Here is a 16,189-nt window from a genome sequence, read left to right on the forward strand (position 1 = left end):
GAACTACAAGCCCAGCGCTTTAGTGACTGCAGGCATTGCAGGGTCTCCACTGTAGGTCGTCACTCCCTCAAGCCAATCTTTGAGCACTTGTGGATGGGCTTTTATCCATGTGCGCGCCGCATCTTTTGCCAGAGTATCTTGTTTACTCGCCGCATCAATGATTTCATTTTCCATGGTGAGGCTAAATTTGAGATTGCCGAGCAGTTTACCGACATTGCTACATTCGCTGGCGTAACCTTTGCGAGTCAAGGTATGAATCGTCGCACCGCCATAATTAGGGCCAAAGTAGTCGTCGCCACCGCTTAAATATTTGATGTCGTAATTGACGTTCATCGGGTGCGGCTCCCAGCCAAGAAACACAATAAATTTGTGGCGGCGAATCGCGCGGTCAACTTCAGAAAGCATCGCTTGCTCACCTGACTCAACCACTTGCCAATCTTTCATATCGAAATCGTTTTTATCGATCATCTTTTGCAAGTTTTCATTGGCCGGTGACCCTGGTGCGATGCCATAGATGCGATGACGGAAATCATCAGCAAATTTATTCAAATCGCTAAAATCTTTCACGCCTTGGTCATACACATAACTTGGCACCGCGAGCGTGAACTTAACCCCTTCCAGGTTAGTGCGCAGCACATCGATTTGGCTTTGATATTTGGTGATGAAATCTTTTTGCGCGGGCATCCAGTTACCCATAAAAGCATCGATTTCACCGTTTTTTAAGCTTTCAAAACCCACCGGCACACTCAGCAAATACACTTGGGTTTTATAACCCAAGGTTTCAAGTAACGTGGTCGCGACCCCATTGGTGGCGCCGATATCCGTCCAGCCCGGATCGCTAAAGGTGACTTTTTTGCACTGCGCAGGCTCTGCTGCCAGCGCGCTGCCAGTGGCAAACATTGCTGCCGCAGCGATAGACGCCCAGCTCAGTGCCTTTGAGGTGAACGCCAGCTTGAATAGTTGGATAAGCCTATTGGGCTTTAGGGTAAAAAACGAAATAGACATGTATTGCTCCTGTGTCATAGTTCTTTCCTTAATGATGTCTTTATCGAAAATGACGTTAAGGTTTAGGAAAGCGCGAGCGCGCTTCAAGATCGTCCAGATCAATGTGATTACGCATATACATTTCACTGGCGTCAAAAATCGGTTGATGATCCCAAGGCTTTTTCGCTCCAACATCAAGTGCCTTGACGATTAAGCGGCGACGACGCTGGCTCACGAGCACATCTTGAGTAAGCGCTTCGCTATCCCAACGCGCTAATGCCTCTTGGCGAAATTCGCGGCAAATGTCGGCATAGGTTGGGTCACTGGCCAAGTTGGTCAGCTCAAACGGGTCACTTTCAAGGTGGTAGAGTTGGTCGGGGTCAATAGCGCAATGGACATATTTGTACGCACCGCGGCGAATCATAAATAGCGGCGCAATGGCACCTTCACCGAAATATTCACCAATCACTTCATCGTGCACATTGGCTGAGCCCGTTAAGTGGCCAATTAAACTGCGGCCTTGAATCGGCATTGCGTATTGATGTTGCGTGTCAGGGTTGGCCATCTCAACGAACGTCGGCAACAAGTCCATAGTCGACACTGACTGTTTAACCCGTTTCGCCTCATAACTCTTAGGGTAATGAACAATCATCGGTACCCGCGCCGAACCTTCAAAGAACGACATCTTGTACCAAAGATTACGCTCGCCGAGCATGTCACCGTGGTCGCCAGAAAAGACAATAATGGTGTCATCAGCGAGCCCTGCGTCATTTAACGCCGTCAAAATCTCACCAATTTTGTCATCAACGTAGCTAATGGCGCCATAATAAGCGCGGCGCGCATTGCGAATTTGCTGCTCGGTGATCGGCTGTTCATCGTATGCGTAGACTTGTTGAAGCCTTAGTGAATGCGGATCCTGCTGCTGTTTTGCAATCGACACCTTAGGCAAATCAATCTCATCATTAGTGTAGCGATCCCAATATTGCTTCGGAATCGCATACGGGTCATGGGGATGGGTCATCGATACGGTTAAACAAAAAGGCCGCGCTTGGTCGCCGCGTACATAATCGTAAAGATAGCGCTTAGCGTGAAACACCACTTCGTCATCAAAATCAAGCTGATTACTACGCACGCAAGGGCCTGCTTGGGTCACCGAAGACATGTTGTGATACCAAGTTGGACGCACCTCTGGCTCGTCCCAGTTCGGGAACCAACCGTAATCAGCGGGATAGATATCGGTTGTCAAACGCGTTTCAAAACCGTGCAGCTGCTCTGGGCCGCAAAAATGCATTTTGCCCGAAAGCGCGGTGTGATAATTCTGCGCGCGCAAATAGTGGGCGAAGGTTGGAATATCTGCCGGGAAATCGGCGGCGTTATCAAAAGCGCCAATTTGGCTTGGCAACTGGCCAGTCATTAATACATAACGCGACGGCGCGCACAGCGGGCTGTTGCAATATGCAGAATCAAACACCACCCCCTGTCTGGCAAGAGTTTCAAGATTAGGCGCCTTCACCACACTATGACCATAAACAGGCAGTGCGCTGGCGGCCATTTGGTCGGCCATGATGAACAAAATATTTGGCTGCTTGCGAGGCATTATCGCTCCTTTTTGCGTGTAACATGCGATAAGCATGTGTGATGTTAAATCCATAGGTCACAAATTATTTAATACCTTGCACAAGTGAAAATGGGTTGTAAACTGACTGAAAAGTTATGTTTAGGATAAGTTTTACTTATGTTATCTAGAAACGACACGCCACCTTTGCAGTCCTTGGTGGTGTTTGAATCTGCGGCGAGATTATTAAGTTTCACTGCTGCCGCACGTGAGTTAGGCACGACTCAACCCGCCGTCAGCCAACAGATTCGCAGTTTAGAAACGGAATTAGGCGTCGCACTTTTTGCGCGCGTTTATCGCGGCGTGACCCTAACCGATGCGGGATATTTATTGCTAGAAACGACGCAAAAGAGCTTGAAAGAATTACGTGACGTGGTGCAAAAAATCAAACAAAACACCGCGCCGCCAAGGATTAACTTCGCAACCGACTTCGCATTCGCCGCGTATTGGCTGATGCCGAAATTGGCCGAATTTCGCCGCTTACATCCAGATATCGACATTCGAATTCAAACCTCACAGTCTGAAATCGATTTGGTCAGCGCCGATGCCGATATCGCAATGCTATTTGGCGACGGTCATTACACCGGTTATCACAGTGAAAAACTGCTGATTGAACATGTCTATCCGGTGTGCAGCCCGAAACTGTTTGAGCAATATCAAGGCTTTTCATCGTTTGAGGACTTGTCCCAAGCACCGCTTTTAAAACTAAACGCAGACCTTGGCCAAAAGTGGCTTGATTGGGAGGCTCTATTTGCCCATCACCACACCTTATGGCAATCGCCTGAGGCGTTAATGGAATTCGACAATTACACCCTCGTGGTGCAAGCGGCGATTTCAGGACAAGGTGTTGCGCTCGGTTGGTCTCCGTTACTTGACAGTTTTATCGAAAGCGGCGTATTGATGGCGCTAAAGCATTTTGCTGTCACGACCGATCACGGCTATCACATTGTGATGTCAAAACAGCAAGCGCCAAGCGAACAAGTGACGCTGTTTTTAAACTGGCTAAAATCACAAATGGATAATTATTAGCGGTAGGATGGAGGGGTGGATATACTACATTCGCGTTTTAATAGTTAAAGAATTCTGGTTATCTTAGAGATTAAAAATTACTTAATTCGCAATATATAACTTCCCTAAGACCTTTTTTGGATACGATTACTACTTAAAAAGGGAACTGAATTGAATATCTAATATTGAAAAAAAAAACGCTCTCGTTCATATTCGAGAGCGCATTCCTATAGGTGCTGTAAATTGTCAAACGTTAATCATTTGAATCGAGCTTCGCTTCATCCAATGGGAAATATGACCAATTCGTTTGACCGTTACCTTCAATATAATCGTACACACTACCCCAATTTGGATTAGTATCAGGATCATCAGCAAGATCTGCAACGTTGTTATAGATACAAGTCGCAAGTTCGGTCATCGGCTTATTTCGCGAATCTTTGCGGAACGATTTACCAATAAGTAAAGCACGTACAGCAACAGTAGGAACCGAGCGAACTTTCCCGCTAATCTGGTAATTTACATTTTGTTTACTATAGAATGATGCTTGTTGAGAGATAGCATCATAATTCAGTGCCGCTAGTGTCCACTTCCCTGAAGCCAAATAATCTTGTACTACTTGATAAGGAGCGCCACCCACGAGTATCAATGGTTTGCTCGTATCATTAACATCGCCCTTGTTCTTTACTTCTGTCACGTGAATATTCAGACCGAAAAAATATCCTAACGCTTCTGCCGAAACAATCGAGCCGCCCCAAGAACCGACCTCCTGTCCTTTCAACATTGAGAGTTCAAATTGATGAGGCTGCTCATCACCTCCCAACATTGAACCCCATTTACTCCACATACTTGTATCATGTGATGACTTTGGGTTATAACCCTTAGGAATCAACAGATGAACGGCTTCTTCATGTAAACCTGTTAGCACTTTCATTCGATTCTGATTTACTTTTTTGGGATTACGTTTGGCGTTGTAATTTAGAACATCTTCTTGAACAATACCCAACGAATAGTCTTTGTCCATTAACCCCATTAAATTGGTTACCGACCCGGTCGTCTCGGCAATGTTCAGATCCACGCCGATACTACCGCTACAATAACTTTTAATATCCATACCCATTGAATAATAGTTTCCTTTAGTACTTCCAGTACCCATATTCAAAGTTTTGGCTTGTGCGGGAAGAGAGGCTAAGATTACCAACACTGATAATACCGTGACTTTTAATTTCATAAATAATTCATTCCTTGGGTTGATTTAAAATGGACTTTCAGATGTAGTATTCTGATAGTTATCAGAATTAGAACCCGACGAATGACCAGTCGATAAAAAGTTCATTACCGATAACACTACCAGCACGGTGAAAATGACTGCGATAACAATTCGCATTACTTTTGTAGAAGTTTCAGGTTGAGTTTTTTCTTTTGACATAATTTCATTCCACCTTAATCGTTATCAAGTTCGTAATCAGCAACCGAGTTTTCAATGCTCACCATAGCTTCTTGGAAATCTTGATCGATTTGAGCAAATGCTTCCATTCCAAGCATTTCTTCCAATGTATCTGTCTTCGATTTTGCAAAAGCCATTGCGTCATTAACGATATCAGAGAACTCAGCCATTTCTTTGTATTCTTGAACTTTTGTAGACAAACGTTTATGTGCTTGTCCCGCACGCTCTACATTCTTTTTAACTAGTTCATAGGCTTGTTCAACCTGTTCTGACATCTTGACCATACGCTTATAATGAGGTGATGATGTGTCAGCTTCAGCTAACTTTGCATTGACTTTCCCAACATATCCACCCATTTTGTCACGAGCCTGTCGAGCGCCATCGAGTCGTTCTTTGGAATCTAGGACCAAATTAGTCAACGTTTCAACTTTGTGAGTTTTAGCCTCTTCGATCATATTCGCAATTACACGATTACGCATTTTCTGCTTTATATGCTTGTCGTTCATTGTTAAGTAACGCAATGCATAAAACATAAATGCCAGACCACCAAGACCCACAAGTAAAGCAATGGTGCCGGCGATAATTTGTAACGCTATAAAGCCAACTAAGAACAAGCCCAGTAACCCAAAAACGACAAAACCGATATTACGGGCAGTCGCAGTAATTTGAGCACTTTGCTCACGTTTTATTTCAGCAATTTGGTTATTACTCTGCTCAACAAGATTACCTAGACTTAGCATCCTAGTTTCTTTAATGTCTGTACTCAAAACGACCTCTCCAACTTCTTTGTTTCATGTTCACTCCAATTATGCTTCCGTACTTGGTGATAGATATTCAAAACAAGTAACGCAGATTTTTTATGAAATTTGCGACTATCAGGATGATAACATTAAATATTTTTATTTAGAATTGTCGATTTATAAATAATCCTAATGAATTAACATGCACATACGAAAGAATGACAGTATATGAACTGATGCATTTCTATAGATACCATACGATGTTTCATTAAAACGATGACATTTGCTTGCTTCAGAGTTTGCAACGAGCGAACAAGTGACGCTGTTTTTAAACTGGCTAAAATCACAAATGGATAATTATTAGCGGTAGGATAGAAATACCATGATTGCATTTTCAAAATCTAAAAATCAGCTTTTATTTGATAGCAGTATAAATGGATAAAATTTAAACCAAGATGATAAATTTAATTATCACCCTATTCATCTGCGCTGTATTTAATTGATAATAACCCCATCAAAACTTTCCAGATCAATGTTTAACCAATAACTAAGCATAAGAATAAATAATTGATAAATAACAACATAACTCAAAACCCATTCGTTCAAACCCATACAAATAACCGGCTTTACTTACGAAAGCACAAAACATAAACAACAAACAAATTAATTATTTCTTTTATCAATTGCGCGAATATAAATTAAATCATCAAAACAGCGTTATTATTATAAAACTCACCTAACAACACGTTTGTGATTATTTGATTTAACGCAAAACTTAGCGTTAGCGGTTTATTTACTATGGCGCTCCGGTGACGTTATCAACAGGGTTTAAATCCCCAAAACGAAACTCTACCGAACTGAGGAAGTTGATGAGGTCTGGTGGCCTTCTCGGTCTTCAAAACCGATGTGAGCCTAATTGGCTCTGGCAGGTTCGATTCCTGCCTCTTCCGCCAAATTTCTGTTTGCTGTTAAACCCCGTTTCGCGGTGGGCTTGCAAACTTTGCGCTCGCAACGAAACGCCGCATAAAGGCATCTGCTATGTCCAGCGCTTCCACATCCATAAATTATCGCTTACCGCAAATTGAACACCTGCTTCAACAATCGCAGTTTGATATCTACATTCAAACGCTTAGCCGCCCAGTGGTGCGCAGCATTATGCAGCAAACACTCGAATCGATTCGTCGTCGCCCTACTTTCAAAACCTGCGGTTGTGAAGGCATTGATGTGCACGCTCTTATTGAGCGGCAATGCAAAAAAACCGCCAGCGATAAATTGCAAAAGGTCATCAACGCCACTGGCACTGTCATTCACACCAATCTGGGACGCAGCCCAATTGACGAACGGATTTGGGACGGCGTTCGCGATGTGAATACCGGCTATAACAATCTCGAAATCGAATTATCAACCGGTAAACGCGGTGGACGTAAAGGCATTTTACGCGCCCTACTGCGCGAGTTTGTCGGTGCCGACAACGCCCTGGTGGTCAACAATAATGCCAGTTCTCTGTACTTGCTACTGAGCGAACTGGCTCACGGCAAAGAGGTGATCATCTCGCGCGGTGAACAAATTCAAATCGGCGGTGGATTTCGCATTCCTGATATTTTAAAACTCACTGGCGCGGTAATGGTGGAAGTTGGCACCACCAACATCACGACCAGCCAAGATTATCTCGATGCAATTACCGAAAACACCGCCATGGTGTTGATGGTGCATCAATCTAACTTCGCGATTCAAGGCTTTACCCAAGCGCCCAATATTGCCGATGTCGCCAAACAACTGCCAGACCATGTACTGCTGGCGGTAGACCAAGGATCCGGATTAACCGATGAAGGATTGGGTCATAACGAACCCAGCGCCGCGCAATATCTGAAATGGGGCGCCGATTTGGTGTGCTTCTCCGGCGATAAAATTTTTGGCGGCCCGCAATCGGGGATCGTCTGCGGGCGCAGTGACCTGATTGAACGGATGGAAAAACATCCGATGATGCGTACCTTTCGCCCCAGTCGCATCGTCTATTCGCTGCTTGAAGCCTTGTTGGTCGTTAAGCTAAATCAAGACGACGCCGGGCAAGGCGTGGCGCTTCGCGCAGTCAAAAACGAACCTCTGATTCGCCAGCGCGCCGAAGCTTTAGCCGCGCGCTTTAGCAATTACTTATACGCCAAATCGATGCCTTTGGTGATTGGTGGCGGCACACTACCGACAGTGCAATATCCCTCTTATGGCGTGGCGTTTAAACCACTTAAGCGCAGTGTTGAAGCCATCAGTCGCGATCTGCGCAGTTGCCCTATTCCGATCATCACCACGATTCAAAACGGCGAACTGCTGTGTCATTTCGCCACAATACTTGAGAGCGACATTGCGCGGCTTAACACCCAGTTAGAAGGATATTTTGCCTCTCTTGATGCCGACATTGAAGCCGACAAGTTAAACGCCTCACAATCCGCAGAAACTAAAATGACGACCACGCCATGAACTTGATATCCCATTCGCCATATCACGCCGCCATTGGCGTGATTGGCCATGTCGATCACGGCAAAACCACGCTCATTCAAGCCATGACTGGCATGATGACCGCACGCGAACACGAACAAAAGCTTGGCATGACCCAAGATTTAGGCTTTGCGCATTTTTGCGATGACCATGGCAATACCATCGGCGTCGTCGACGTACCTGGTCATGAACGTTACATTCGCAATATGGTTTCCGGCATGGCATCACTTAATGCCGTCGTGCTTGTAATATCAGCGCAAGAAGGCTGGATGGCGATGACCAGTTCTCACCTCAAAATTGCCCATGCACTGGGTCAAACCAAGGTCATTGTGTGCATTAACAAAGCCGATTTGGTCACCGCAGAGCAAATCGATTTACTGGAAGAACAAGCGCTGCAGCAGGTGCTAAACCTAACTGGTGAAATTGCCGAAGTGGTTGCGGTGTCTGCCATCACGCATCAGGGCATCGACGTGCTTAAAGCGCTGATCATCGAACAAATTCGCGATAATTCATCCTCAACCGATGATACTGCTATGCGCCTTTATATCGACAGAAGCTTTACCATTAATGGCATTGGCACTGTGGTTACCGGCACCCTAGGTCAAGGGCAAATTACGCTCGATGATAAAGTCCACATCGCCTCCGGCAGCCATATCAATACGGTGTCGCAAGCGGTCAAAGTTCGCAGCCTACAGGCCTATCATCAGGAGTGTAAGCAGGTCGATGGCGTAAGCCGAGTCGCGGTGTGTTTAAAAGGCATTAAGCGCAAAGACATTCGCCGCGGTGACTGCTTGGTGAAATCGCCGAGTGATTGTGTGCTCAGCGACAGCTTTATCGTGCGTTTAAATCCTGCACTAACATCAGGACTGAAAAGCAACAAACAGATTGAAGTCGCGTTTGGCAGTTGGCACGGCTTCGGCCAATTGATTGTGCTCAAAGACACCCAGCTTGCACGCATCAAGCTCACCCAACCTGCGCCGATGTATTTTGCCCAGCCAGTTGCGCTGATTCGCCATGGCGGCAGCGAGCTTATCGCAGGCGGCGCAATCGTCTGGACCGATGCTGTTAATGGCTTTATTCGCCGTAAATTGTATCAAGCCCTCGATAGTCTGGTTTTGCCGATTGAAAGCCATCAGCAAACGCAAATTGAATTTATGCTGCGCGGATTCATCGCCGTCGACGCCTTAACTCAATCTGCGCTCAACGCGCTTAGCCAGCAAAGCCAAAAAAGCCAAAGCGTGCAAATTGGCGATTGGCTGTTTGATAGCCAATGGCTAGATGAATCACGTGCGCAGCTATTGTTGGCTTTAAATCAGCCGGAAGCCGCGCTCAGTGATATCGAACTCAGTCATGCATTGCGCCTTGAGCAAGGCGCAATTGAGCGTCTGACCGCCATGCTCAAAGCCGAACACGCGATTCATTTAAGCTGCGGGAAATGGGTGTTGGGCGATGGACAATCAGAAGATGACTTAACGCCAGAGGCGCAATCATTACTCAGTAGTATTCGCTCTCAAGGCAAAGACGGCTTTGAACTCAGTAAACAATCGCTTGCGCCAAGCGAAAAAGCTCAGTTGCGAAACTTAGCGCGGCTTAAGTACGTGATATGTCTTGAAGGCGATATTTACTATGCCGACGAACTTTACCAAACTCTGGTGCGCGCGATTATTACCAACCACAGCCAAGGCGATCGCATCAGTATGGCGGACATTAAAGATAGAAGCGGCTTAAGCCGTAAATACGCCATTCCACTGGCCAATAAAATGGAAATTGATGGCTGGATGCGCCGTGATGAAAACCAGCGCGTGATTCTGCGCTCCTTAGATTAAAGCGTTTCATTTCATAGATATAAAAACAGCCAGCGATGCTGGCTGTTTGATTGATTGGTTTGCGCATGGCTTTGCAAGTGGCATATCGAGCCAATCACACCACTTCGATAACGATACTCGAATCGGCGTCGGTCTTTTCCAACAACTCACCAAATGGCGCTAACTCAATACCGTGCAGTGCTGCCACGGTTTGTAACTCATCCTGATGGCCTTTTTCCACAGCCAGCAATAATCCGCCCGAAGTTTGCGGATCGCACAAGATCGATTTTTGCCGTTCGCTCATCGGCGCAACTAAGTGTCCATAACTGTCGAAGTTACGAAATGTACCACCCGGCATACAATCCAAATCAATGTATTGTTGTACGCCCGGTAGTACCGGCACTTTGTCAAACTCAACTCGCGCCATCAGGTTTGAACCGAGGCACACTTCGCTTAGATGACCAAGCAGACCAAAGCCCGTTACATCAGTCATGGCTTTCACGCAGTTGAGTTTGGCAAAATCAAAACCAGGACTATTGAGCTTACACATCCAATCGCGCGCTAAGCCTTGATGCTCGAATTGCAATTTAGCGCGTTTTTCTGCGGTTGTGAGTACCCCAATGCCGAGCGGTTTGGTCAAAAATAACTCGCAGCCCGCTTGCGCTTGACTATTACGTTTGACTTTATCGGTGTCGATAACACCTGTAACCGCTAGGCCAAAAATGGGCTCAGGCGCATCAATCGAGTGACCGCCAGCCAAAGTGATTCCCGCTTGCCGACACACAGCGCGGCCACCTTCAGTGACTTGCTTTGCCACCTCTGGCGCGAGCTTATCCAGCGGCCAGCCCAAAATCGCGATCGCCATAATCGGTTTCCCTCCCATGGCGTAAACATCGCTGATTGCGTTGGTGGCAGCAATGCGACCAAAATCGTACGGGTCATCAACAATCGGCATAAAGAAGTCGGTCGTGCTGATGATCGAGGTGCCATTTTGCAAATCGTACACCGCCGCATCATCGCGATGTTCATTACCCACCAATAAATTTGGATCTTTAAACGCCGGAACATCGCTTTTGAGGATCTGCTCAAGCACCTTAGGAGAAATTTTGCAGCCACACCCTGCGCCGTGGCTATATTGGGTTAAACGTATCGAACTCATCACTGTTCCTTAAATTTAAGCCGAGGTTAAATCACACTTCACGCACTAAGCTTTGGGTACCGCCGTGGCGTTGGCAGCGCTGACTGCACCGGTTTGAGTCGGATTGGATTTGTCCATGCTCCACTCATACCAGCCGCCATCAAACACGCTGATATTTGACCAGCCCATCGCATGGGCAAAGAGGAATACTTCTGCGGCGCGCCAGCCCGTGCCACAGTAAAAACTGACGTTTTGGTCTGGATAGATATTCCAGTCACGCCATTTACGCGCGATTTCTTCTGCAGCGCGCATGGTGCCGTCGGGGTTGGTGAAATCATCAAGATTGTTGGCGTTTTTACCGCCTTGCCCCCACTTCGCGCCGGCAATGCGCCCTTTAGGTTCTATGTAGGTGTAGCCACTGATGTCACCGATGTATTCGCTCCACGTGCGCACACTGACCAGCGAATTATGTTCAGGGTCTTTGAGTAATTGTTTGGCGCTATTCAAACCAATCACATATTCCGGATGCGCTGGAATAGCGCTGTCAAAGCTTGATTTTTCGGCTTTCACATCACCAGATTCGGTCGCAAACTCGCCGCTTTGCCATGCATCCCAACCGCCATCAAGCAACCGCACATCCGCAACACCCGCATACATCAAAATCTGGCCGATGCGCGCCGCCGCCATATTGTCGCGACCATACAAGATCACCGTGCTATCCGGTAGAATGCCCAGCGCTTCAATTGCCGATTTCAGCTTGTCATCGGAAACTTGATTCCACAGCGGTTCAGACTCGAACAGGTTGGTATCAGCGTAAACCGCGCCCTTGATATGCGACACCAAATAACTTTTTGGTGCGCCCCACCCAGCTTCAATGACTGTGAATTGATGTTTTGGCGCTTTAGGGAGCAAGGCAGCAAGCTCGGCAGGTTGATTAACCAGTCGATTAAGCCAATCAGCACTGACCAATTGCTCAAAATGCGGCAGTGCCACCAATTGATTCATGTTCTCTTGCAGCGCATTTTTTTTCAGCGATACGCTTTTAAATCCGGCATCTTTGAGCTGCTCAACCAATAATTCGGCCTTTTTAGCCGCGCAATACACTTGGGTTGGTTTGCTTGCATCAAGCTGTTTTTGCTCAAACAAATACGCTTGTTTCTCTGATGCTGACATTGCATTTAGCCACTCTGGGCGCACGTTGATTGCCCCTGGCAAATGGCCGCCTTTACTCATACCAACCTCTGGCCAGCCATTAAAATATTCACTCGCTCGGCAATCGATAAGCTGCGAGTTTTGCTCCTGGGCCGCCAAACTAGGCGCGCTGATTAGCATGGCGCCAACTAAACAGCCGATAGAGTGAAGAGTAAAGCGCGAACTCGTGGTGTTCGATAACTTCAGTGCCGTTGAGCTTAAGACCGATGGCGTGAATGCCGCTGACATAATTACCTCTAAAATAACAATTTAAAATTTGATTCGATTAGCGTGAGAATACACATTCATTCGCCCGGCGCGGCAGTAACCGGCGAGCGTGACATTGTGCTGCTCAGCCAGTTCCACACCTAAGCTGGTGGCGCCAGAAATGGCCAATAACGTGCCCACATTGGCAGCAATCACTTTTTGCACCATTTCAAAACTGGCGCGGCTAGATACCAGTATTGCGCCGCCGCTCAACTTATTTTTTAGGCAGTGGCCGATAAGCTTGTCTAGCGCATTGTGCCGACCCAGATCTTCGCGAATCGCCACAATGTCCCCTTCGGCATTTAAATACGCGGCGCCATGCATTGAGCCAGTTTGCTGATTAAGCACTTGATGATCGTGAAATGCGCCAAGTGCCTTTTCTACCGCGTGGTAGCTGAACTGGGTTGTATCCTCAACGATGCTGAGCTCACGGGTAACATGTTCAAGGCTCTGGGCACCACAAATGCCACAGCCAGTGCGCCCGGCCAGTGCGCGACGTGCGCGTTTTAAGCGTTCAAAACAGCGATTAGGTAGCTCGATATGCAGCTCAACGCCATGACAGCTGGGCACCAGCTCTATGGTGTAAATATCACTGACTTTATCGACGATCCCTTCAGTCAAAGAAAACCCCAGCGCAAAATCTTCAAGGTCTTGTGCGCTGCACATCTGCACTGTGTGGGCGATGCCGTTGTAGACCAGCGCAATGGCCGTTTCGACTGCCAATTCATCCATCTCGTGTAAAAACACCTGACCATCGTGGTAACCCAATCGTTCATGGGTACGGCTCACAGCGCCGTGTGTCAGAGACTGTTTAGACGGATCAATTTGGCGCTGTGGGGCGTGATACATAACGTGAACCTTAGTTAAACGTAAATTGAAGCGCGGCAACGCGGCGATGATTAATAAGCGCTGCCGCACGAGGGCACATAAGCAAACTCTAAGTGCGATGAATTCGCGACCTGAGGATTTGTCATCACGACAAACAATAATTGCGATACACAGCATCATCGCCACAGGCAATCGCCGGCAGACGTTGCTAGGTGTAGTCGCTGGTTTTGATGTTCAACCTTTGCATGCGAGACAGCAAGGTGGTGCGCTTTAACCCAAGGCGCTGCGCCGCACCGCGCGGCCCTGCGACAATGCCGTTGGTTTGCTTTAGCACTTGAATGATCTGCTCGCGCTCTAAACTTTTTGGCTCGCTGAGTGGCGAAGGTTCACTGACCTTAACTGGCGTTTGCGCTGAAACTGGGGTTGGTTCTGCGGCCAATGCGTAGTTGGCTTCAATCTCCGCTAGGGTTTTGGCATCAGTCTCAGGGAAATATTCACGCAGTTCAGAAACAGGCAAATGCAGCACTGGGCCAAACGTCATGATCACCGCCCGCTCAATGACGTTTTTCAGCTCGCGAATGTTACCCGGCCACGGCAGCGAAGTCAGAACGCGCAGCGTTTCTGCCGAAATTCGCTTAATGTCGCGATTCATTTTCTTGGCATAAATGCGCGTAAAGTGTTTTGCCAGCAGTGGAATGTCTTCGCGACGCTCACGCAGCGGCGGGATACGAATCGGAAATACATTCAAGCGATAATACAAATCGCGGCGAAAGGTTTTGTCTTCGACCATACCAAGCAAGTCTTGATGCGTTGCCGCAATTAAGCGCACGTCGACGGGAATCACAGTGTGCTTACCCACCCGCTCAACCTCACCTTCTTGAATCGCACGCAACACTTTCGGTTGAAGTTCAAGCGGCATATCGCCAATTTCATCTAAAAAGAAGGTGCTCTTGTGCGCTTCTTCAAAACGGCCGATTTGCTGATTGACCGCGCCGGTAAACGCGCCTTTTTCATGACCAAATAGATCACTTTCAAATAGCCCAGCAGGCACTGCAGAACAGTTCATTTTGATCATTTTTTTGCGGCTACGACTGCTTGAGTTATGGATCATATTGGCAATCATCTCTTTGCCGGTCCCGGTTTCACCAAGGATCAATACCGTGCTGTCACAATCTGCCACCATTAACACGCGCTGCAGTACATCACTCATAACCGCACTCTGGCTGATGATTTCGCCAAACATTTCATTGTTTTGATAATCTTCTGCGAGCAGCTCTTCATCTTGCTGGGTTGCAGGGGCAATCAGCTTGCTATTACGCTGAAAATTATTGATCGCCACCGCCACACGAGCGGCAATTTGCTGTAATAAATCCAATCTATCTTCGGAAAAATAGTTTTCAGATCGATGACCGTATTTAATTACCCCAAGTGATTTTTGGCGAAACAACAAAGGTAACACACACTCAGAACTGAGCTTATTGGTAACATAATGATCACTTACATGATTATATTTATGTTTTAAAAGTGGGTAATCTTCTCGGCTTAAAATTAACGTCTTTTTGGTTTTTATCACGTGTGACGCTAAAGTTTTTTCAAGGCTCTTATTACCATTTCTGTAATTAGGCCGACCATTATCGCCAAGAGTCACTTCATGACAAAATAAGGTATCACTGCCCTCTTCGAGCGACATAATACTGATAAAATCAATATTAAAATGTTCATAAAGGTGAGTAAAAAGCAAAGTGGAAAGTCCTTCAAAATCCACTTGACCAATCACCGCTTCAGTCACGTCAACCAGTACATGATTGTGCAAACGACTTTCATCCAACGCCTGATAAACGATGGGCGGGTATTTCACCAAACCGAGTGTCGATTCATAACCGACCAAACCGGTTTTCTGCCCCGAGTTACGGTTAAGGTTGCCATCAAAGATCTTAGCAATCATCAGCGAAGTTGCGATAGAAATCTGTTTTAAATCATTAATGTAAGCATCAGATGCAGAATGATGACTGACAAATTCCAACTTGCCGATATAGCGATTAAATGCGCTCAAAGGAAAATGGTAAACCGTGGTGGCATTGGCGTAGATTGGCAAATGAGCGAAGCTTGAGAACTGCTGCTCAAAGCGCGCTTTATCAAACATCTTATATTTTTCGACTAAGTGCACGTGGTGAATACTAGGGTCGATATCGAGTTGATCAAGCTGCTGAGTTTGGATACTGCCTTGATGAGGGTAAAACAGTAAATGACTATTTTTTTCTGCGTTGTAGAGAATAATTTGTGCCGACTGGAGTCGACCATCAATAAAAGAAGAACAATTTATTTTATTGACTAAATCCTGAATATTAATTGCTGAACATAAGTGAGAAAAAAACTGACTTACTTTTTCATTAGGAACAAAGTCATTTATTTCAGGCTTCATATATTCAATCATCATTATGCCCTACCGTTCTGGGAACGACATTATAGTGAGAATTCGAGGGTGTGAAACTTGATCTTACGCAATAAAATTTGGCGAATAATATCTTTAATTAAAAAGTTTATATAATAAAAATTCACAACAAATTAATTCAGTAAAAACTATTCATCAAAATAAAGTAAACGATAATTTGATGAATAAAACACTCAATAAAAAATAACAAAGCCATAATCTTAATTAAAAAATTATGGCTTTGAGTT

At 46.1% G+C, this 16,189-nt stretch carries 11 protein-coding genes and 1 tRNA gene; 4 read left to right on the forward strand and 8 right to left on the reverse strand.

Annotation, left to right across the window (positions count from 1 at the left end; translation table 11 throughout):
• Positions 1 to 3 precede the first annotated feature (3 nt).
• Both BLS03_RS14260 and betC read right to left on the reverse strand, forming a co-directional pair.
• Positions 4 to 900, reverse strand: a complete 897-nt coding sequence (locus BLS03_RS14260; RefSeq protein ID WP_342720409.1) for a choline ABC transporter substrate-binding protein — start codon at positions 898 to 900, stop codon at positions 4 to 6.
• A 160-nt stretch (positions 901 to 1,060) separates the two neighbouring features.
• A complete protein-coding gene (gene betC, locus BLS03_RS14265; protein ID WP_093275223.1) occupies positions 1,061 to 2,581 on the reverse strand; it encodes a choline-sulfatase in 1,521 nt (506 codons plus the stop codon).
• A gap of 138 nt (positions 2,582 to 2,719) precedes the next feature.
• Here betC and BLS03_RS14270 point away from each other — a divergent pair, with 138 nt between their 5' ends.
• On the forward strand, positions 2,720 to 3,628 hold the full coding sequence (locus tag BLS03_RS14270; protein WP_093275226.1) for a choline sulfate utilization transcriptional regulator: 909 nt from the start codon (positions 2,720 to 2,722) through the stop codon (positions 3,626 to 3,628).
• Between the two features lie 232 nt (positions 3,629 to 3,860).
• Here BLS03_RS14270 and BLS03_RS14275 read toward each other — a convergent pair whose 3' ends face one another.
• Together BLS03_RS14275 and BLS03_RS14280 are read right to left on the reverse strand one after the other, a co-directional pair.
• Positions 3,861 to 4,835 carry a TAXI family TRAP transporter solute-binding subunit gene (locus tag BLS03_RS14275; protein ID WP_093275229.1) on the reverse strand — a complete coding sequence of 325 codons (975 nt, stop codon included), beginning with the start codon at positions 4,833 to 4,835 and terminating at the stop codon, positions 3,861 to 3,863.
• Between the two features lie 212 nt (positions 4,836 to 5,047).
• Complete coding sequence (locus tag BLS03_RS14280) at positions 5,048 to 5,818, reverse strand: SoxR reducing system RseC family protein (protein WP_245696697.1); 771 nt, start codon at positions 5,816 to 5,818, stop codon at positions 5,048 to 5,050.
• Positions 5,819 to 6,652: 834 nt separating this feature from the next.
• Here BLS03_RS14280 and BLS03_RS25665 point away from each other — a divergent pair.
• The 3 genes from BLS03_RS25665 to selB all read left to right on the forward strand — a co-directional run bounded on the left by BLS03_RS25665 (position 6,653) and on the right by selB (position 10,107).
• Positions 6,653 to 6,744: transfer RNA gene (locus tag BLS03_RS25665), tRNA-Sec, on the forward strand.
• An 85-nt stretch (positions 6,745 to 6,829) separates the two neighbouring features.
• The gene (selA, locus tag BLS03_RS14285) at positions 6,830 to 8,263 is read left to right on the forward strand and encodes an L-seryl-tRNA(Sec) selenium transferase (protein ID WP_093275234.1); all 1,434 of its coding nucleotides are present in this window, start codon (positions 6,830 to 6,832) and stop codon (positions 8,261 to 8,263) included.
• Positions 8,260 to 10,107: a selenocysteine-specific translation elongation factor gene (gene selB, locus BLS03_RS14290; RefSeq protein WP_093275236.1), complete on the forward strand. Its 1,848-nt coding sequence runs from the start codon at positions 8,260 to 8,262 to the stop codon at positions 10,105 to 10,107. Before selA ends, selB begins: the two co-directional genes overlap by 4 nt.
• A gap of 94 nt (positions 10,108 to 10,201) precedes the next feature.
• Here the strand turns inward: selB and selD are convergent, their stop codons facing one another.
• From selD to BLS03_RS14310, 4 genes are all read right to left on the reverse strand, one after another.
• Positions 10,202 to 11,248: a selenide, water dikinase SelD gene (gene selD / locus BLS03_RS14295; RefSeq protein WP_281241233.1), complete on the reverse strand. Its 1,047-nt coding sequence runs from the start codon at positions 11,246 to 11,248 to the stop codon at positions 10,202 to 10,204.
• A gap of 42 nt (positions 11,249 to 11,290) precedes the next feature.
• A complete protein-coding gene (locus BLS03_RS14300; RefSeq protein WP_093275241.1) occupies positions 11,291 to 12,664 on the reverse strand; it encodes a rhodanese-like domain-containing protein in 1,374 nt (457 codons plus the stop codon).
• A gap of 21 nt (positions 12,665 to 12,685) precedes the next feature.
• Positions 12,686 to 13,531: a formate dehydrogenase accessory sulfurtransferase FdhD gene (gene fdhD / locus BLS03_RS14305; RefSeq protein WP_093275244.1), complete on the reverse strand. Its 846-nt coding sequence runs from the start codon at positions 13,529 to 13,531 to the stop codon at positions 12,686 to 12,688.
• Positions 13,532 to 13,718: 187 nt separating this feature from the next.
• A complete protein-coding gene (locus BLS03_RS14310) occupies positions 13,719 to 15,932 on the reverse strand; it encodes a sigma 54-interacting transcriptional regulator (RefSeq protein WP_176765603.1) in 2,214 nt (737 codons plus the stop codon).
• Positions 15,933 to 16,189: the final 257 nt, after the last annotated feature.

This window comes from Vibrio xiamenensis (assembly GCF_900100015.1).
GTDB classification, from domain to species: Bacteria; Pseudomonadota; Gammaproteobacteria; order Enterobacterales; family Vibrionaceae; genus Vibrio; species Vibrio xiamenensis.

What these genes read in the sequence shown, in the direction of transcription:
- BLS03_RS14260 (WP_342720409.1), bottom strand. Translation starts at nt 900, where the DNA reads ATGTTTGCCACTGGCAGCGCGCTGGCAGCAGAGCCTGCGCAGTGCAAA.
- betC (WP_093275223.1), bottom strand. Translation starts at nt 2,581, where the DNA reads ATGCCTCGCAAGCAGCCAAATATTTTGTTCATCATGGCCGACCAAATG.
- BLS03_RS14270 (WP_093275226.1), top strand. Translation starts at nt 2,720, where the DNA reads ATGTTATCTAGAAACGACACGCCACCTTTGCAGTCCTTGGTGGTGTTT.
- BLS03_RS14275 (WP_093275229.1), bottom strand. Translation starts at nt 4,835, where the DNA reads ATGAAATTAAAAGTCACGGTATTATCAGTGTTGGTAATCTTAGCCTCT.
- selA (WP_093275234.1), top strand. Translation starts at nt 6,830, where the DNA reads ATGTCCAGCGCTTCCACATCCATAAATTATCGCTTACCGCAAATTGAA.
- selB (WP_093275236.1), top strand. Translation starts at nt 8,260, where the DNA reads ATGAACTTGATATCCCATTCGCCATATCACGCCGCCATTGGCGTGATT.
- BLS03_RS14300 (WP_093275241.1), bottom strand. Translation starts at nt 12,664, where the DNA reads ATGTCAGCGGCATTCACGCCATCGGTCTTAAGCTCAACGGCACTGAAG.
- fdhD (WP_093275244.1), bottom strand. Translation starts at nt 13,531, where the DNA reads ATGTATCACGCCCCACAGCGCCAAATTGATCCGTCTAAACAGTCTCTG.
- BLS03_RS14310 (WP_176765603.1), bottom strand. Translation starts at nt 15,932, where the DNA reads ATGAAGCCTGAAATAAATGACTTTGTTCCTAATGAAAAAGTAAGTCAG.